12 protein-coding genes are annotated in these 19,280 nt (G+C 42.3%); 3 read left to right on the plus strand and 9 right to left on the minus strand.

The features are described from left to right. Positions 1-67 precede the first annotated feature (67 nt). The 8 genes from H8B17_RS04390 to H8B17_RS04425 form a co-directional block, all read right to left on the minus strand. Positions 68-1,141, minus strand: coding sequence for a family 10 glycosylhydrolase (locus H8B17_RS04390; RefSeq protein ID WP_190307918.1), 1,074 nt, complete (start codon positions 1,139-1,141; stop codon positions 68-70). Then, positions 1,134-2,228, minus strand: a complete 1,095-nt coding sequence (locus H8B17_RS04395) for a carbohydrate-binding family 9-like protein (RefSeq protein WP_190307919.1) — start codon at positions 2,226-2,228, stop codon at positions 1,134-1,136. The genes H8B17_RS04390 and H8B17_RS04395 overlap by 8 nt, the downstream gene beginning before the upstream one ends. After that, entirely contained in the window at positions 2,228-4,600 is a 2,373-nt protein-coding gene (locus H8B17_RS04400; RefSeq protein ID WP_190307920.1) for a glycoside hydrolase family 3 N-terminal domain-containing protein, read from the minus strand. Before H8B17_RS04400 ends, H8B17_RS04395 begins: the two co-directional genes overlap by 1 nt. 22 nt (positions 4,601-4,622) lie before the next feature. After that, on the minus strand, positions 4,623-6,908 hold the full coding sequence (locus H8B17_RS04405; RefSeq protein WP_190307921.1) for a GH92 family glycosyl hydrolase: 2,286 nt from the start codon (positions 6,906-6,908) through the stop codon (positions 4,623-4,625). A gap of 168 nt (positions 6,909-7,076) precedes the next feature. Further along, a complete protein-coding gene (locus H8B17_RS04410; RefSeq protein WP_190307922.1) occupies positions 7,077-8,510 on the minus strand; it encodes an alpha-L-fucosidase in 1,434 nt (477 codons plus the stop codon). Between the two features lie 65 nt (positions 8,511-8,575). After that, positions 8,576-10,186: a SusD/RagB family nutrient-binding outer membrane lipoprotein gene (locus H8B17_RS04415; RefSeq protein ID WP_190307923.1), complete on the minus strand. Its 1,611-nt coding sequence runs from the start codon at positions 10,184-10,186 to the stop codon at positions 8,576-8,578. A gap of 11 nt (positions 10,187-10,197) precedes the next feature. Continuing rightward, on the minus strand, positions 10,198-13,470 hold the full coding sequence (locus H8B17_RS04420; protein WP_190307924.1) for a SusC/RagA family TonB-linked outer membrane protein: 3,273 nt from the start codon (positions 13,468-13,470) through the stop codon (positions 10,198-10,200). After that, entirely contained in the window at positions 13,467-14,666 is a 1,200-nt protein-coding gene (locus H8B17_RS04425; RefSeq protein ID WP_190307925.1) for an ROK family protein, read from the minus strand. The genes H8B17_RS04420 and H8B17_RS04425 overlap by 4 nt, the downstream gene beginning before the upstream one ends. A gap of 224 nt (positions 14,667-14,890) precedes the next feature. Here H8B17_RS04425 and H8B17_RS04430 point away from each other — a divergent pair, with 224 nt between their 5' ends. The 3 genes from H8B17_RS04430 (at position 14,891) to pnp (ending at position 18,815) form a co-directional block, all read left to right on the plus strand. Next, positions 14,891-16,105, plus strand: coding sequence for an acyltransferase family protein (locus H8B17_RS04430; RefSeq protein WP_190307926.1), 1,215 nt, complete (start codon positions 14,891-14,893; stop codon positions 16,103-16,105). An 84-nt stretch (positions 16,106-16,189) separates the two neighbouring features. Then, on the plus strand, positions 16,190-16,471 hold the full coding sequence (gene rpsO, locus H8B17_RS04435; RefSeq protein ID WP_190307927.1) for a 30S ribosomal protein S15: 282 nt from the start codon (positions 16,190-16,192) through the stop codon (positions 16,469-16,471). Positions 16,472-16,640: 169 nt separating this feature from the next. Further along, positions 16,641-18,815 (plus strand): polyribonucleotide nucleotidyltransferase, encoded by a 2,175-nt coding sequence (pnp, locus tag H8B17_RS04440; RefSeq protein ID WP_190307928.1) that lies wholly within the window; start codon positions 16,641-16,643, stop codon positions 18,813-18,815. A gap of 63 nt (positions 18,816-18,878) precedes the next feature. Here the strand turns inward: pnp and H8B17_RS04445 are convergent, their stop codons facing one another. Next, positions 18,879-19,211 (minus strand): HP0495 family protein, encoded by a 333-nt coding sequence (locus tag H8B17_RS04445; protein WP_190307929.1) that lies wholly within the window; start codon positions 19,209-19,211, stop codon positions 18,879-18,881. Positions 19,212-19,280 lie beyond the last annotated feature (69 nt).

Consider the following 19,280-nt stretch of genomic DNA (forward strand, 5'->3'; position numbering starts at 1 on the left):
AATTCCTAAAATAGGGTTTCTAATACTAAAATGAAAGGCTATGCTCATATTTTCGTTTAATCTAATATTACTTAATTGATCGTAACAATTCAATCGTCGCTGCGTCGAAATCCGATTCGCCAAACAACGATATACCAGCGGCTCCATTGTCTATTGCAAGTGTGATACCTTGCTTCAATTCTTCCAAATTTTTAAAGTCCGGCAAGTACAAGCCCGCGTACAATGGAAATTTGCCGTGTATTCCCGCTACGCCTTCCGCAGTTGCCGTACCGATCCAATGTATCGGTTCCTTGTAAAAGCCATGATAAATCATGGGAAAGACACCAGATAGATTCCAGCTTGTCCAATCCTGCCTCACAATCCGACGAGCCAGATCTGGAGTAGGGAATACGGCTGCCGTAACAGGTTTTTTATACTCCTTAGCCACGTCACAGATACGGTTGACTACGCTTGTAATCTGCCGATAGCGAAAAGATCGCCATGATAGGCTTTGTTCCGGACGTTCCACTTGATCGATATCGATACCCGTTTCCTTCAAAAAAGTATCTTTACTAAATTTACTGTAACAGAAGTCATATTCGGGTAATTCGGTTGATTGGTCCAAATCGTAGTTCGTCCATAAATTAACGGGTAAAACAACATCCGGATAACGGATATAATCCAGATGTAGTCCGTCTACATCCTCTTTTTCCATCTGCTCCCTTGCCTTTTCCTCCAGGTATTTCGGAACATCTGGGTGGGAGGGGCATAGGAATCGATAATAGTTTACATAAGGAGGTTGATCTGCGCAAGATTGCCCTAATCGGTTGACGGCATAATATTCCGGGTGCTTTTCCAAAAGCTCCTTTTCTCCGCGGTTCATCGTCCACATCCAGCGGTGTGCTTCCAGCCCATACTCTTTCGCCAACTGAAAGTGACGCTTGCTGTAGTCTTCAAAAAAGATCCCCCTGATGCCGGCATCTTTATAATTTTGGTAGCGATTTTTTAACTGCTCGTCGGTTTCGGTGTCCTGCGGCCGCATCCAAAGCCAAAAATCAAATAATAACGGATTGTTATCGGCCGCCCATAGTTCGGTGGGTTTTAACTGTAGGGCGGCCATCCCCAAACCTGCAGTCTTGATAAAATTTCTTCTACTATTCATAGTTAACGGTATAATGTCCAAAATTATCTAATGTCACCGTAAGATGATGTTTCACGTCTTTTACTTCTATAACGTATCCTTCTTTATTACGGTTTATAAAAATTGCGTAAACCAATTCCTTCCGATCTTCTTCGAGCACATGTTTCCCATTCTTTAGCTCCGCTAGATCATCTGCAAATTTTTTATGCTGTTTTTTGTACAGCTGCTGTAAATAAAAAATATTCCACGCGGCTTTTTCTGCAAAATAAGATTTGGGCAAAGCAACATGCTGAACTGTATCCATAAACTGAATATATCCCCATCTTTCGGGATGATGCATATTGATAATCCCTATGGGGGACCACACCCAATTATTTTCCGGTAAATATTTTCCATTTTTCATCTTTCTAGAATACGCTCCGCTATGGAGTTCATGTTGCCATTGTACGCGTGAAAAATTAACCCGCCAATAGTCATTTATGTTTGGAGTTACCTTTCTACTGAAAGTGGTTAGCGATTTAAAAGGAATTGCCATCTCAACGGACCAATATTGATCGGTGTCATCTGGGTTATTTAACGTTCCTTCCACATGAATCGCAGATTTCAAATTTCTAACATCCCAATGCATCAATGCATCGCCGCCAAAGCGATACGGTTTGGGCATCATCAGGTCCAAAATCGTATTTAAGGGATTAACTTCTATCTCGTAATAAAAAGCCTGTTGCTCAAAAGGCTTTATAAAAACTTCAAAATCATTATCATGATAAATAATTGCATCACGTTTCTTTAAATTTCCCCACACATGCGGTTCCTCCATCTTGGCATAGATGTAGAGGCATTCGTGGTCCCATAACATTTTGACTTTTGTGGTGTAAGGCGGTTTGGATTTTGCATCACCTTCGATGTCGACAAACTCTTCCGTCCAAGAAGCCAAATCCCAGGCTTGTTCATCATCCCGACCGTCGATCTGAATAGGGACATCGATTTTCATCACACCATAACATGCAGGTGGAGTTTGCATATTTTCTAACTGAATCAACGTTTGTGCGGAAACCAGGTACCCGAACAACGGGATGAGCGCTAGAACGGATAGTAATCGTAATTTCATTACAGTGTATAATTCTTTTCCAGCACCAATATTCCTTCTAAACGAATGTCATCGGAAGAAGAACCTACTAATAATTTAAATCTTCCCTTCTCGGTTTCCCATTTCCGATCCGCACTCCACAGCTTCAAATCCTCTTTTGTCAGTTCGAAAACAACTGGCTGCGTTTCTCCTTTTTTTATTAACTGACGAGCAAAGCCTTTCAATTGTTTAACGGGTGTAACCACGCTGCTTACCTCATCCACCACATAGAGTTGCGTTACCTCTTCGCCGTCCCTATCGCCAACATTCTTCACATCAAATTGGATAGAACACCTAAAGTCATCATTCGTTTTTTCTACTGCTACCTGCAAGTTATCATAAGCAAAGGTCGTGTAGCTTAATCCGAATCCAAAAACATATAAAGGTTTTGCTTCGAATTCGATGTAATCATGATGTTTCGGCTTTGCGTGGTTATAATAGATCGGTAGCTGACCGACAGATTGAGCAACCGATATGGGCAATCTACCTGCCGGATTATAATCACCAAACAAAACATCCGCAATAGCCTGTCCTCCTTCCTGGCCAGGATACCATGCGTTAACAATAGCCGGAACATGCTCCGCTGCCCAGTTCAAATTCAACGGACGCCCCATAATGGTTACCAATACAACCGGTTTGCCCGTTGCCACGATGGCTTTTAGCAAGGGTAACTGATCCCCTAGTAAATCTAGCGTTGCCCGATCAAACCCTTCTCCACTTTCCATATCGCTGACGGACTCTTTTCCACTTTCTACATTTGCCGCACCCGTGGCCTGATACGAAGTTTTAAAATCCCGTGCACTGGAACCACCCAATACCACTATAGCTACATCTGCCGATTCCGTAGCCTTTACAGCAGATGCAATATCCGTCGCACTTGTATCACGGATAGCGCAACCTTTCACATAATCCACATGCGTATTTGCAGATACGGTGGCACGTACGCCCTGCAATACCGTCTTGACCTTGTCTTCACGTTGCGGCGCTGTATAATCGCCGAGCTGATTATACATATTATCCGCATTGGGACCAATTACCGCGATCCTCTTTACAGATTTGCTCAATGGTAAAAGATCCTTCTCATTCTTTAGCAAGACGATAGCCTCTCGGGCGACCTGCTTTGCTATCGCCCTATGTTCTGCCGTTGCTACTTTCTGTTCTACCAGATTTTCATCTACGTATGGGTGCTCGAAAAGCCCCAACGAAAACTTTTGGTGCAACAAGCGCGCCACAGCGATGTCGACTTGTTGTATAGCTACCCGCCCTGATTTTACGCCTTTCAATAAGTTGTTTCCGAAACCGGAACCGCTGAGATCTACATCCAACCCGGCTTCTATACTCTGTTTCGCAGCATCGATGGCATCCGCAGCAGTAGCATGGCTTCCGTTTAGACCAGAGATACTCAACAGGTCTGAAACCACGAAGCCTTTAAAGCCCCACTGCTTCCGCAACACCTCATTTAAAAGCCAAGGATTGGAGGAGCAAGGAATGCCATCAATCGAATTATAAGCCGTCATGACCGAGCCTGCACCAGCCCTTACCGCTTGCTCAAATGGGGGTAGAAAACTTTGGCGTAACGCCCGTTCGCCAATACTTACGCTGCCACCATTATGCCCACCTTCGGGTACACCATAGGCTACGAAATGTTTCAACGTAGCGATTATCCTATCCTCTTTTCTCGTCCTGTCACCTTGAAACCCTTTTACCATGGCTTCTCCCATCTTCCCAACGAGATAAGGATCTTCTCCGTAAGATTCTTCCGTTCGAGACCATCGAGGATCCCGTGCCAGATCCAGTACGGGTCCATAACCGTTCTTCCCACCCACGGCAAACGTTTCTCGCGCGATCGTCTGGGCCATTTGTTTAATTAGCTTCGGGTTCCACGTGCTTGCCTGACCAATAGCTGTCGGAAAAACCGTAGCGCCAATAGCCATGTGTCCGTGTGGAGCCTCTTCAGAGAGCAACAGCGGAATTCCGAGTCGTGTGCTATCTACCATATAACGTTGAATCGCGTTGGTCACTTTTGCTGCTTCCTGTGGACTAAGCCCATTTTTCAACGTTTTTTGTGTCCACGGATCCGCCCGTAAAGTGGCCCACAGCAGTCCGATATGTTGACTTTTAACAGCATCTTTCAATTTTTCGCTAACACGTATGCCCGCTGCATCTTTCTCATACATTTCCCAGCCGAGCAATTTCGAGAGCTGTCCTACTTTCTCCTCCACTGTCATGCGTCCCACTAAATCCCGAACACGGTCTTCAATAGGCAACTGGCTATTCTTATAAGGTAAAACTTGTGCACGAAGTCCCGTACCCAAGCTAATTAATCCACTGAACAATATATATTTTAACTTCATACGTATAATTTTATCATTCCTTTTAACGCATAGATTTCGGTCTGTTTGCTAGCTCTACACCGAACGTAACCGAAGGCGTACTGCCCATCTCGAACTCCAACTGGCCGCCCTTCATGAGGTCTTCATAGGCTATGTAGGATTTCATATAAGGCGCATTATTGAAACGAATCTTCTGAATATATTTATTTTCCTTACTATTGCCATGTGCTATCAATTCCAGCTTTTTGCCGTCCCCCAAAGCTATCGTGACTTTATCAAATAAAGGGCTTCCGAAGATAAAGGGGCCACCGGCAGGCGAAACCTGATAAAACCCCAATGCTGATAGTATATACCAAGCCGACATCTGGCCTACGTCCTCGTTGCCCGAAAGACCATCTACTTGATCCGTGTACATCGTAGCGAGGGTCTGTCTTATTCGTTCCGCCGCCTTCCATGGCTGTCCCGCATAAGGATACATATAGATAACGTGGTGGCTTGGTTCGTTTCCATGTGCATATTGACCGATCAATCCGCTAATATCCGGTGAAGCTTCCTTGCCCAGATTACCCTCCACCACGAATAACGAATCCAACTTCGTAATAAATTTATCCTCACCACCAAAAAGATCAATAAAACCATTGACGTTATGCGGGACCAACCATGTATATTGCCATGCATTGCCTTCCGTATAGTCGTTGGCAAGATGCGCAGAATGAAAAGGATCAAATTCTTCCGGTCTGAAATTCCCCATGGTGTCTACACCACGCAAAAACTGCAGATCCTTATCAAAGTAATATTGAAAAGCATCGCTGCGTTTGATAAAATAATTATAATCTTCCTGCTCTCCGCGGAGCTTCGCTACCTGCGCCAAGCTCCAATCCGCAATAGCAAATTCCAGTCCTTTAGCAACGGATTCCACCTCTTCTTTATCAAAAGGCACATATCCGTATTGCTTATGCCAGTTCAAACCCCGATCATCTTTCATGGCCGAAACCTTCATCGCCTCATACGCCAAATCTTTATCAAAACCTTCTATACCTTTTAGATAAGCGTCTGCCACCACAATAATTCCGGGGTTACCTACCATACAATCTGTTTCATTTCCGGCAAGATGCCAAACAGGTAACTTTCCCTGCTCCTGATAAATACGTAACATACTGTTGATCATGTCTGGGACACGCTCGCGATGGATGATGCTCATCAAAGGATGAGCCGCACGATAGGTGTCCCATAAGGAGAACGTCGTATAATTTTCTCCGGTCACAAGTTTATGCGGTTTAAAGTCACTTCCCATATATTCGCCGTTCACGTCATTAAATATCGACGGCGCAACCATGGTATGATAAAGTGCTGTATAAAATATTTTACGGGCCGTTGTATCGTTTGTTTCGATCTCTACTTTCTGCAGTTGCTCATTCCAGGCCGCGTCTGCCGCTTCTCTTGTAGCCGCGAAATCCCAGCTAGGAAGTTCTTCCTGCATATTCAGTTTGGCGTTGTCTATGCTTACCGGAGACAACGCTACCTTCACCATGATCTCCTGCGGTTCTTCCACATCTCTAAATACAAGTTCCGCATATGCACGAGCAGCCGTTAGGCTATTCCCCTTTTGTGCAGCCATACTGTCTGCTAGTTGAAAATCCGTAATCGGTTGCGAAAAAGTCGCAGTAAAATAAATCTTTTGGTTTTTGGCCCATCCCATAGAATACCGATAACCCGAAACAATGGTGTCGTTCTCTATGGTGATCTGACCTTCTTTTTCGCCTTCCCAGCCAATACCGGCATCCAGATTAATCAATATCTTCGGTGCTTCCCCTTGTTTATAGCTGTATTTGTGAAAGCCGATACGCGAGGTTGCCGTCAATTCCACATCTATCTGAAACCGATCCAGATGTACGGCGTAATAACCCGGTCTCGCCCGCTCCGTATTGCGGTTAAACAACGAATAAGCGCCGCTTTGTTCGTTACCATGCACTCCCCGATCAAACCTTATATTACCCGTGAAGGGCAACAACACGATGTCACCTAAATCGCCAATCCCCGTTCCGCTCAAATGCTGATGGGCAAATCCAATAATTGTTGAATCAGAAATATGATAGCCCGAAACCCAATCCCAGCCCGTCGAAAGGTTGGATGGTCCAAGTTGAACAGCTCCATACGGAACATTTGCTCCCAGAAATACATGTCCATGTCCACCTGTGCCAATATAGGGATCAACATACGCCGTTGGTGCATCCGACTTTTGAAGTCCCAAACCTAGACTGCAAGCTCCTAAAATCCCAAGTGTCCCGCCAATGAAAGCCAATCTTCTTATAATATTATTAAAACTCATCTTATTTATTTTTTCTACAATGCGAAATTGTCTTGCTGCATATACCTTTTGTTAACCTCTAATTCCACATCAAAACAGAGCCTTTGGCGAACTCAACGAAGTTAAATTTTGAAATATGTAGCTATATCTGTTTTTGTAATATTCCGCTCATCAAATCAAGATAACCTCCTATTTCGATGTCAACTGGATAACACTAGAATACTTCGTGTCCATTTTGGGTGTGTTAATCGTTAACGTATTATTGTTTTTTTTCCATTTTACTTTTCCTTCAAAACCTAATATTTTTACCTCTTTAATAGGGAAGTTTTCAGGTATGGTGAACTGGAATGTTTCCGGTTGCTGATAATCGTTGTCTTCAGAAAGGTGAAATACATTTACTGTTTTATAATCTTTACTACGCGTGTAATAATAGTCGCCGTCATGATACGGTGCAATAGCACGTGTAGCAAAAATCGCAGATTCATTAATGGCTATCCAAGAAGATAGCTCTTGTAAACGATCGTAAGCCGCTTGATCGAAATCTCCATGAGGTCCCGGTGCTATATTCAGCAGATAGTTGCCCCCACGGGATATAATTTTAACCAATGTTTCTACAATTTTTTTGGTGGGTTTGTAATGATCGTTGGGAACATACGAGAAGGAATTGCCCATGGTAATGCAGCTTTCCCATGGGATATCGAGGGGATGCTCAGGGATGGCCTGCTCGGGGGTGACGTAGTTTTCCCAGTCGCCCGGTACTGTTCGGTCTACGACAATGATGCCTGGTTGGTTTCTGCGTGCCATTCGACCTATTTTGTCCATATCGATGTCTTGCTCGACTTGGATAGTACGTTGCCATTCGACGTTTTGATCGATCGTTTTAAATGGTCTCACCCACCCGCCGTCTAACCAAAGAATGTCCACTTTCCCGTAGTTGGATGTCAGCTCATTGATCTGATTATAGGTGAATGCTTTGTATTTCTCCCAACGATCGGGGTATTTTAAGGGATCGTAATTGACATTACGGTCTTTTGGGGGAAAATAGGGCCACCAGTAATACTCGGTATGCCAGTCAGGTTTCGAAAAATAAGCGCCGATTTTAAAACCTTCGTCTCGGAATGTCGAGAAAATCTCTTTGGTGACGTCTGCTTTTGGATTTTTAGAAAAGGGGGTGTTAGGCGATGTGATTTTATAGTCAGACTCTTTGGTATCAAACATAGCAAAGCCGTCGTGGTGTTTCGTGGTGAAAACCACGTATTTCATTCCGGCGGCTTTTGCAGCATCAGCCCATTTTTTTGGATTGAAGTCAACTGGATTGAAGGTTTTTTGGAGATGTTCGTAATTTTTTACATAGTCATAATAAGTTTCTCCATGTTCGGGATTACGTTGTGTCCAACCCTCGTCTTCGGGACAGAGACTCCAGCTTTCTACGATTCCCCATTGACTGTAGGTCCCCCAATGCATAAAAAGGCCAAATTTAAGATCTTGCCAGGTTTCGAGGCTTTGAAGAACCTGTGGATCTGTCGGTTTTTGGTAGCCGGCGGATACGTTGTGTTCTTGGGCTTTAGAAATAAAGGTTGTTGCAGAAATTAGGATTATATTGAAAAATGTATTTTTTATCATTGTTGTGTATATGAGTATAAAAGAAAAGCCACACGGTGGTGGCTTTCCTAAAGGTTTGTACTAAGCTATTTTACATCCCAAAATATTTTTGTGTCGCGCGTATCTTTCGCGCGCACCTCCGAATAGTGTGGGTTGTACGCTGTTTCTACACTTGGATATACCAAACGATTGGCTGGCGTAGAAAACCCCTGCAATTTACCCGTAGTAGGGAAAGTTAATTGCGGATATTTTGTCCGACGATACTCCGACCATGCTTGTGGCGATTGGAGAAAACCAAAATGCGCCCACTTCTGTATCCATATCTTCGCTAATTTATCCGTAGCCGATCCCTCTAAACGAACGTTTGGATTTTCAATAAAAGCGTTCACTTCTTCTGCCGACGGATTATCTTCTTTCGGATACTCGCGTGAGGTATTGGTATTGTGCAAATAATAATAAAAAGTGACCGATTGTCTTAATCCTGTCTCGTAGGCTGTTTTTGCCTTATCTGCACTTCCCCAACGTTGTTCGGCTTCGGCTTTCAGATAGTTAACCTCAGAGGCAGTCATTAGGATGCCGGGCAATTGTGCATTTATTAAGAACGTAGTTGTGTCCCAGGTAGAATAAAGTCGCCAATCCCGATCCTGTACCGCTTGTGTAGTCGTTACCGGCATCGCTTTATATTCTTTGTTGGGGATAAACTTATTATCCACTAAGTCGCCAAATTTATCAAACAAAATAGGAATCCGTGGATCCTCTGCGGGCAGCATCAGCGTATTCAAAAGATAGTCAGGAGCTGAATATTCCCTTCCTTCTGTCAATGCATTGTTCAGCGTAAGCACGTTGTCCGTCAATTGATGAATCAAGACATCGGTAGTTGCAGGGCTATAGGTCGATGAATTATCGCCGTCGATAAGTGGATAATCTGTTGGATTATTCAACATCTCCATCACCTTTTGTTGTGCTGTTGGCTCATCGTAGAAGGATATACGCATCAAAAGACGCATCTTCAACGAGTTCGCGAATCGTCGCCAACGATCAGTATCGCCTGTCAACATAATATCATAACGGGTAAATGCTTGGGTAGCTTCAGCAGTGGAAAAATAAGTAGCTGCATCCGTCAAATCAGCAATAAAACTTTCGTATAGTTCAACCTGATTATCAAACTTCGCGTTGTTTATAACGTCATTTGTTTGCAAACTTCCCGCCTCTGAATAAGGGATATCGCCCCACATGTCCACCATTTGTGCCGCATGCCATATCAACACAATTTTTCCAGCCTGCATAAAACTATCATATTGCTCCATAGACGAGGCATCGTTTTCCCGGTATGCTTTCTCCATGAGACGATAAAGGGCCATCGCGCCGTTAAGCGTAATATCTCGATCGTTGTCTCGGTTTGTATGATAAAACTCTTTCCAGAAGGACCCCAGATATCCATCGTTATGTTGGTAGGAGGTATTAGAATTACTGAACGTATTTGTTTGACTGAAAATCCCCGGTTGTTGTATTAAAAATGTCCGGACATTATAGTATTGTGGTTTCACTTTTTCGTTATTAAGCATTGATGCGAAAAATGCAGGAATGCTCGCCTGGTCTGTACGTTCCGGATCATTAAATTTTTCTTCGAGTTGTTTCTGGCAAGAAGAAAAAACGATGCCTGTTATTAAGGCGATTATTATATAATACTTCTTCATAATCTTCAATATTAAAAACTTGCGTGTAATGATAATCCAAAGCTTCTGGTAGCGGCTACGGAACCTTCATCGATTCCTTGTCTATACCACATTCCTCCCACAGGAGCTTCCGGATCTAGGTTTTCCAACGTTCTCCAAAAGTAAAATAAGTTTCTTCCCACTACATTAATACGAAGGTTACTTATTTTCATTCTTTCCGTAACGTGGTTTGGTACTCGATATCCCAGAGACAATTCCCTTAATTTGATATAGCTGTTGTCAAAGATTGCTGCGTCTTTACCATTCAAGGCGTTTGCGCCCCATTGATAGCTGTTGTTATAATATGCACCGGCAGAGATAATCTTGTCATTCGGCTGGCCGGTATTCTGATTAACACCTTCCAACAAAACCCCGTCATCATACATTTTTCCATTTTCTTCATAAGTCAATCCGCCATTCGCGGCGTCGCGGTATTTCATCGTACTTTCATACTGCCCTGTCCCTATCCCGTATTTTAATGGTGTAGAAATCATCTGCCCACCAAAGCGAAAGTCAGTCATGACATCCAAGGAAAAGTTTTTGTAGCTAAAACTATTCGAGAAACCTCCTACTACCTTCGGAAGTATATTCCCTGCCTTAACATATTGAGAGTTATCAATAACATAATACCCATCGTCATTAATTACAAAGTTACCATTAGCGTCTTTCATTCGTTCCTGTACGTACACATTCCCTAATGTCTCCCCCGCTTGTGCCACGAGCTTGATACCGTTTGCCTCGGCATTATAGAAGTTCAATTCATCTAATCCTTCTGTCAACGATTCCAATCGCGATCTATTAAACGCAAAGTTGACACGCGTATTCCATCGGAAGTTGCCATCGATTGGTGTTCCATCCAAAGCTAATTCAAAACCATAATTACGCAATTCTCCAACATTCATAATTTGACGTGCTGCCCCATTGGAAGACGCAACATCTAATTGCAGAATAACGTCTTTAATCAAGTTATTATAATAACTCGCATCCACACCCAGTCTTCCATTGAAAAAACGTGATTCCAACCCAAACTCTGCTTCATGTTTCATTTCGGGTCTCAATTCCAAGTTTCCATAGCTTTCGCTGATTGAAAGGGCGGGTAGGGAACCGTTAATTGATTGTAATGATTTTTGCGTATATAAAACATTCGCCTCATAAAATGGAGAAGCGTTACCGACCACACCATAAGATGCACGGAGTTTACCAAAATCCCAAAAAGCTGGTTTATTATCCCATAACTCTGTAAATATAAAACTGGTATTTACCGAAGGATAAAAGTAGCTATTATTCTTTGGTGGTAAGGAAGATGCATATTCCTGACGTGCGGTCCCTTCCAGATACAAGAGGTTTTTATAACTTAGATTCAGGATTCCCAAAAAGCCATATTTCAACAATTCTTTTCGCGAAGCATTGGTGGTCAATGGGCTAAACGAGTTATTTAACGAAAACCAGTTTTCGCTCACTAATCCTTGGTAAGTACTTGACCATTGATCACGGAACATTTCCTGGCGTCCTGTAAAACCCGCACTCACACTAAAATCGAAATCGCTGCCTAGCTTGTCGTCATAACTCACAAGTGCATCTCCATATAGAATGTTGTACACCCCTTTATCAACACGAAATCCACCGGTGCTCACATTCTCATTAAATTCAACGGGATATTCGCTGTGTTCTCTATTCTCTATATTGATCACAGATAAATCATTCCCTAATCGGCCTTTAAATTTCAGATTACCTACAATGTCCCAGTTTAACGCTGCACTGGTAATGAATCGATTCTCTATTTCCACATTTTGATTTTTCAGTGTACTCCAGAAAAAGTTCAACAAATCTGGACGCATATTGTATGCGAATGCTTCATCTGGATTTCTCTCCGTCCTATCATAAGGCACCCATTTGAAGCCTTCACTTGTCTGATATTTATTCAACATGGCTGATACATCTTCCGCACGACTAAAGAAACCATCATAACCGCCAAGCACCCGATTCATCAAGTACGGTCTATTGGTCGTTTTCGTATTGATATAGTTTACAATAATGTCTGCATTTAGTTTTTCGTGCATTTTCACATTACTGTTCAAGTTGAAGGTGTTTTTTTGCAAATTAGAGCCTCGCTGAATACCATTGTAATCGAGTCTTGTATAGGACAAACGATAATTGATGTTATCTGTCTGATTAGAAATAGAAAGATTGGCATTCGAGCTATGACCTCCTCGAAAAATATCCTTATAGTTGTCGGGATAGGCTACAAACGGGCGTATAGAACCGTCCCACCAAATTACATCCTGTCCTTCCATTTTTGGTCCAAAGTTAGAATAGGCCCTAAAGTTTGGACGGTAACCCGAAGGCGACTGGCTATCCGGTATCCAGCCTTCTTCCGTTGCGCCAACGGAAATGTTAGTCTCCCTGTCGTATCCGGGGCCATATACGTTCTGAAATTTCGGTGTAAATGCAACATTTTCAATAGTCCCTGTATAATTAAAATCTATACCGAGACCTCTATCACGATTTCCCTTTTTTGTTGTAATCACAATAGCGCCATTCGCGGCATCGGAACCATATAATGCTGTTGCACTAGCTCCTTTTAGTACAGTTAGATTCTCAATATCAGCCGGGTTAATATCTAAAATACCATTTCCTCGGATACGTTGATCACCCCAGTAACCGTCATTATTTGAACCTTGGGTGCCGTTTTGGTTATCATTCCTAATAATGACACCGTCGACAACATATAAGGGTTGGGAGCCATAGCTAATGGAGTTAATACCTCGTATTTGTACATTTACCGCGCTGGATGCACCGCCAGGAGCGGTGGTAATTTTAACCCCCGCAGCCTTGCCATACATTGCTGAAGCGAAATTAGTAGCCCCTGCTTGGGTAATTTCTTCAGCAGAGATCGTGCTTGCCGCATATCCTAACGCACGTTGTTCCCTTTTAATCCCGAAAGAAGTGACAACGACTTCGTCTATAGCTGTAGCATCTTCCTGTAGCGCAACATTGTGTTGAGGTCCAGAAACCGTTACTTCTTTGGTGAGGTAGCCGACTGCGGAGAATCTTAGCTTGGCTCCATTAGCCGCCTGGACGGTATAAGTACCTTTCGCATCGGTTTGTGCTCCTTCCGTAGTCCCGACTACGGATACGGTAACGCCAGCAACCGCGCCATTTGCATCCGTTACGATCCCCGTAACGGTCTGCTGTGCAAATAACGCCGTTACACTAAAAAGCATAATCAGCGTCAAACTGCAACATTGTTTGTAAAGTTTGCTCATAGTTTTACTTTAGTTAATTGTTTGTGTTGTGTGTTTATGTCCCAATCCATCTGCTGCACTGCTATGCAGGTCGATGCGAGTAGTTGAACGTCTTTAGTTTCTGAAATTTGTATGGAAGTGCATTTTGCTAAGCGTGGTATACAATATTCCTGTATGGAAGATTGGATCTGTGGTAACAATACATCGCCGAACATAGCACCCTTTCCACTAATAATAACGGTTTCAGGGTTGAGGATGTGAATGAGTGTTGCAATTCCTTTCCCTAACATATAGGCGATTTTTCGGATGGCTATAATCGTTACTTGGTCACCTTTTAAATAGGCTTCAAGCACATCTTCTAATGTAAGTTTCTTGTGCTTATGGTAAATTTTTTCTAGTGAGGATCGCTGTCCGTCTTCTATAGCATCAACGATATATTCAATGGCGCATAGTAACGATGCTGCTACCTCCAAACAGCCTTTTTTTCCGCAAGAGCAGAGTTTGTCTTCATTCGCCAAGGGGATGTGGCTAAACTCTCCCGCGAATCCGCTATGACCCTTAAAGAGTTTGCCGTCTACAATCATACCTAAACCGACACCCCAATTCAAATTGACTACCAATGCATCCGGGGCATCTTGAATCAAGCCGAAATGCTTTTCCGCAATGGCAATGGCTGCTGAATCATTTTCTAAGTACGTGGGGATTTCAAAATGTGATTGGATGTTTTCTCGAAGGTTGTACAGGGGAGATTCTGGTGGAAATGAATTGTTAATGCCTGTTTTCGAATCTACAAAACCGGGCATAGTCATGCCGATGCTTAAGATGCTGTCTTTTGAAAATTCAGAAATAACACGCGTTATAGTATCGATTATTTTGTTATAAATTTTTGGATCTTCTAATAAAGGAGATGCTATGTTCTTGGTGGGTAGGCGTTGCTTATTGGCGAGGTCAACGATGGAAATACTTGTAGAATATTGATCCATAGCCACAGCCAGGATATACCCCTGTTTGTCGCTGTTTAGCATAAAGTGTATCGCGCGCCGTCCGCCGGTAGAAGCTCGTAAACCGCAGCTCACAACCAATTCGCTGACTAAAAGCTCATTAATTGATTTCGTAACAAGGGGGATGCTTTTCCCTATCCACTCGCTTAATTCTGCGATAGACTGATTAGGAGAAAAATATAAAGCGCGTAAAATCGCAAGTTTTAGGCTATCCATGGGCTCATAACTATTATGTCGGCTTCTTAACTTAATTATTTAATAACTGTAAATATATTGTTGTTTAATATTAACTTCCAAATACTTTTTAATTTTTTTTAAAAGTATGTGTTTTAATGCTTGTTTTAACATAAACATTCGCTCTATTGTAACAAAGTTATGGTTAAACGAGGAGGTGTTTGGCTAATTTCATAGCTTCGCTTGTGTATAAAATCTAAATGTTGATGACAAAGCAACGTTATTATTCCTTGGATGTATTCAGAGGAGCGACAGTGGCCCTGATGATTTTGGTTAATAACCCAGGTACTTGGGCTCATATGTTTGCACCCTTAAAGCACGCTGCTTGGCATGGTTGTACGCCTACAGACCTTGTGTTTCCTTTCTTTCTGTTTGCTGTTGGGAACGCCATGGCGTTTGTTATGCCTAAACTGCAAGATGCGGGGCAGGCCGTGTTTTGGAGAAAAATAATAAAAAGAGCGCTGTTGATTTTTTTTATTGGCATTTTTCTGAATTGGTGGCCGTTTGTACAGTGGGTAGGGAATGAGCTGCAGTTTCGGCAGTGGATAGCTTCGGATAATATCGAGCGAGGCGTACGTGTTTTCGGTGTTTTGCAACGCATCGCCGTATCTTATTTTTTTGCTTCTATTTTGGTTTATTTCTTTAAACCCAAGAGCTTAATTTACATAACAGCTTTAATACTATTAGGGTATTGGGGGCTTTGTGCGTTCTTAGGAGAGGGGGATCCCTATTCGTTAGAAGGGTGGTTTGGGACGGCTATCGACAAACAGGTATTGGGTGTTGCTCATATGTATAAAGGAGAGGGGGTACCTTTCGATCCCGAAGGTCTAATGAGTACCATTCCTGCTATTGTGCAAGTCGTGTTTGGCTACCTGGCTGGGACGTTTATTCAGAAGCAGGGACAGGTCGATTGGCTGTGGACAAAAGTACCCAAGACAACTGAAGCACATTTTAAATTGTTGTCGGCATTCATGATCACGGGGTTTATGCTCTTGGTATTAGGTTGGGGGTGGTCCTTGGGGTTTCCAATAAATAAGAAAATCTGGACAAGCTCATATGTGCTTTATACGACAGGATTGGGTATACTTTCTTTAGGCACAATGATCTGGTTTATTGAGTTACAGGCGATAAAAAATGCGCTAACAAGATTTTTTGATGTATTTGGTAAAAATCCGTTGTTTATTTTCGTGCTTAGTGGCTTATTGCCTCGGTTTTTAGGGTTATTTCGAATTTCCGATGGCGTCTCTTCAGACGGTGTGCCACAATATTTGACAGCTTTGTCTTGGTTTTATAAATATGTGTGTGCAAAAATTCCGGGTCCAGCAGAAGTCGGTTCATTTGTCTATTCCCTTTGTTTTTTGGCGTTGATGTGGGGAATCTGTTATTTCTTGGATAAGAAAAAGATCTATATTAAGGTGTAGGATTAAAGTTTTTAATTTTCACTTTTTAATTTTTATCTTTGCGCTCAATTAATAAGTTTTTTAACGCTTTAATATTATTCAAGAATGTATTTAAGTAAAGAGTACAAAGCTGACATTTTTGCAGAATTTGCAGGTTCAGCAACAAACACGGGTTCTACAGAAGGACAAGTGGCTTTATTCACTAAAAGGATTGCTCATTTAACCGAGCATTTGAAAAAAAACAGAAAAGATTTTAACACACAACGTTCGCTACAGTTATTGGTTGGTAAACGTCGTTCATTATTAGCTTATCTACACAAAAAAGATATCGAGCGTTACCGTGCGATTATCAAAGGACTAGGCTTACGTGATATTATCAAAAAATAGCTTTTAGGAAATTAAAGAAGAAGCCGTTTACGATTGTGAACGGCTTTTTTTACGTGTGAATTTTTTGTTTTTTATTATTTACCTTTGTGGGGATTTTAAAAGTCTATAAATAAGATGGTATACGAAAGAGTAGTAAAAAGATGAACCCGTATACCGAAATGAATTACAAATGAGTTATAACGAAAAAAAAGTGACGATCGACTTGGGCAATGGATTAGCTCCGATCGAATTGTCTACCGGTAAATTGGCGAAACAAGCGGATGGGTCGGTAGTATTGAAACAGGGAGACACGATGCTATTAGCAACAGTGGTTTCTGCAAAAGAACCAAAAGAGGGTGTGGATTTTCTTCCGCTTTCTGTCGATTATCAAGAAAAATATGCAGCGGCAGGTCGTATACCGGGTGGTTTCCTTCGTCGAGAGGCAAGATTATCGGATTATGAGGTCTTGATTTCTCGTTTGGTCGATAGGGCATTGCGCCCCCTATTCCCGGAGACATACCATGCAGACACACAAGTAATGATTTCACTGATTTCTGCTGATAAAGATATTATGCCGGATGCATTGGCCGGTTTAGCTGCGTCGGCTGCTATTGCGGTTTCGGATATTCCTTTCAACGGGCCGATTTCAGAAGTCCGTGTTGCTAAAATCGATGGGCAGTTGGTTGTTAATCCAGGTTTGTCTGCATTGGAAAGTGCGACATTAGAATATATTGTAGCAGGCTCCGCGCAAGATATCGTTATGGTCGAGGGCGAGTCTAAGGAAATTTCTGAAGCTGAAATGGTAGAAGCTATTGCTTTTGCTCATGAAGCGATCAAGAAACAAGTTGCTGCACAAACAGAATTGGCGAATTTGGTAGGTGTTGCTGAAAAACGCGACGGTAACCATGAGCCTTCGAATCTTGATTTACGTGATGCGGTTTTTGCAGCTACGTACGATAAAGTATACGCTGTTGCAAAATCAGGTTCTACGAAACACGAACGCACGGAACAATTTGCCGCAATAGGCGATGCTTTTTTTGCGACATTGGGCGAAGAAATTGACGACGAAACAGCATTTTTGGCAAAGAAATATTACCATGACGTCCAGTATGACGCTGTCCGTAATTTAGTGTTAGACGAAGGTATTCGTTTGGATGGACGTGATGCACGTACTGTTCGCCCGATATGGTCTGAAGTAGATTATTTACCAGCGGCACATGGATCGGCAGTTTTTACTCGTGGAGAGACGCAATCTTTGACATCGGTTACATTGGGTGCTAAGGATGATGAGCAAATGATTGATGGCGCATTCATTCACGGATATAATAAATTTATTTTACACTATAATTTTCCTGCGTTTTCTACAGGTGAGGTGCGTCCAAACCGGGGGCCTGGCCGTCGAGAGGTAGGGCATGGTAACTTGGCTATGCGTTCGTTGAAACAGGTGCTTCCTGCAGCCAACGAAAATCCTTATACTATTCGTGTAGTTTCAGATATCTTAGAGTCTAATGGTTCGTCTTCAATGGCTACAGTCTGCGCGGGTACTTTGGCGCTAATGGATGCTGGTGTGAAATTGAAAGCACCAGTTTCGGGGATTGCGATGGGGCTTATTACCGATGAAAAAACAGGTAAATATGCTATTCTTTCAGACATACTAGGAGACGAAGATCATTTAGGTGACATGGACTTTAAAGTGACAGGTACCGAGAATGGTATTGTGGCTTGTCAAATGGACTTGAAGATCAATGGACTGAAATGGGAAGTGTTGACACAAGCTTTGGATCAGGCAAAAGAAGCGCGCTTACATATTCTTGGCGAGATGAAGAAAACCCTTTCTGCGCCTCGTGAGGATTATAAACCGCATGCACCTCGTATTGTTTCGTTTAGTATCGATAAAGAATTTATTGGTGCGATCATCGGGCCTGGCGGGAAAATTATTCAGGAGATGCAGCGTGAAACCGAATCAACGATCTCTATTGAAGAAGTTGATGGAAAAGGGATTGTGCAGGTGTTTGCAGATAATAAAGCATCTATCGATGCAGCTGTTTCGCGTATCAAAGCCATTGTCGCAAAACCAGAAGTCGGCGAAATTTACGAAGGTAAAGTGAAATCAATTATGCCCTTTGGTGCATTTGTAGAAATTATGCCGGGTAAGGATGGTTTGTTACATATATCTGAAATAGAATGGAAACGTCTGGAAACTATGGATGGTGTGTTGAAGGAAGGTGATATAGTGAAAGTTAAATTGTTGGATATTGACAAACAAGGCAAATTGAAGCTATCCCGTAAAGTATTACTACCACGTCCGCCAAAAGAGGATAAACCGAAATCGGAAACCGCTGCGAAAGATGCCCCGCAAGGGTAGCTTAAGTTATATAAAAAAGATGGGGCTGTCAATTTGGCAGCCCCATCTTTTTTATAGCTTCCTTTAAAGCATAATGACCGATTCTATTTTTGAAACTTTCTTATAATAATCAATGACATTTTCCGCATCGTTTACAAAGGTTTCGACCGTGATGGAAGTGTATTTCCCCCCAGACGACGTTTTCTCGGAAAATTTGGTGCTTTCATGCGTAAATATCTGTTTTACTTCTTCCTGTGCATTGCTATCAGCCTTCACAATAAATTTAAAGGTATATATCGTCGGGAATTGTTCCACAGAATTCAGCTTCGCACGAAAGTTGTCGTAAAAATCAGTTGAATTGTTGTTCCCACCGTCCGAAAGGTCTTGGATGCGGATGTCATTATTAAATTCACTCATTACTTTTCTCCTTTGTAGAGAATATTATCAATAAGTATACCATTACGTGTGATTTTTTTTAGTAGATTG

This window comes from Sphingobacterium arenae, assembly GCF_014692505.1.
Classification (GTDB): domain Bacteria; phylum Bacteroidota; class Bacteroidia; order Sphingobacteriales; family Sphingobacteriaceae; genus Sphingobacterium; species Sphingobacterium arenae.

Coding starts and splice junctions, on each gene's coding strand:
- H8B17_RS04390 (WP_190307918.1), bottom strand. CDS start 1,141: ATGAATAGTAGAAGAAATTTTATCAAGACTGCAGGTTTGGGGATGGCC.
- H8B17_RS04395 (WP_190307919.1), bottom strand. CDS start 2,228: ATGAAATTACGATTACTATCCGTTCTAGCGCTCATCCCGTTGTTCGGG.
- H8B17_RS04400 (WP_190307920.1), bottom strand. CDS start 4,600: ATGAAGTTAAAATATATATTGTTCAGTGGATTAATTAGCTTGGGTACG.
- H8B17_RS04405 (WP_190307921.1), bottom strand. CDS start 6,908: ATGAGTTTTAATAATATTATAAGAAGATTGGCTTTCATTGGCGGGACA.
- H8B17_RS04410 (WP_190307922.1), bottom strand. CDS start 8,510: ATGATAAAAAATACATTTTTCAATATAATCCTAATTTCTGCAACAACC.
- H8B17_RS04415 (WP_190307923.1), bottom strand. CDS start 10,186: ATGAAGAAGTATTATATAATAATCGCCTTAATAACAGGCATCGTTTTT.
- H8B17_RS04420 (WP_190307924.1), bottom strand. CDS start 13,470: ATGAGCAAACTTTACAAACAATGTTGCAGTTTGACGCTGATTATGCTT.
- H8B17_RS04425 (WP_190307925.1), bottom strand. CDS start 14,666: ATGGATAGCCTAAAACTTGCGATTTTACGCGCTTTATATTTTTCTCCT.
- H8B17_RS04430 (WP_190307926.1), top strand. CDS start 14,891: ATGACAAAGCAACGTTATTATTCCTTGGATGTATTCAGAGGAGCGACA.
- rpsO (WP_190307927.1), top strand. CDS start 16,190: ATGTATTTAAGTAAAGAGTACAAAGCTGACATTTTTGCAGAATTTGCA.
- pnp (WP_190307928.1), top strand. CDS start 16,641: ATGAGTTATAACGAAAAAAAAGTGACGATCGACTTGGGCAATGGATTA.
- H8B17_RS04445 (WP_190307929.1), bottom strand. CDS start 19,211: ATGAGTGAATTTAATAATGACATCCGCATCCAAGACCTTTCGGACGGT.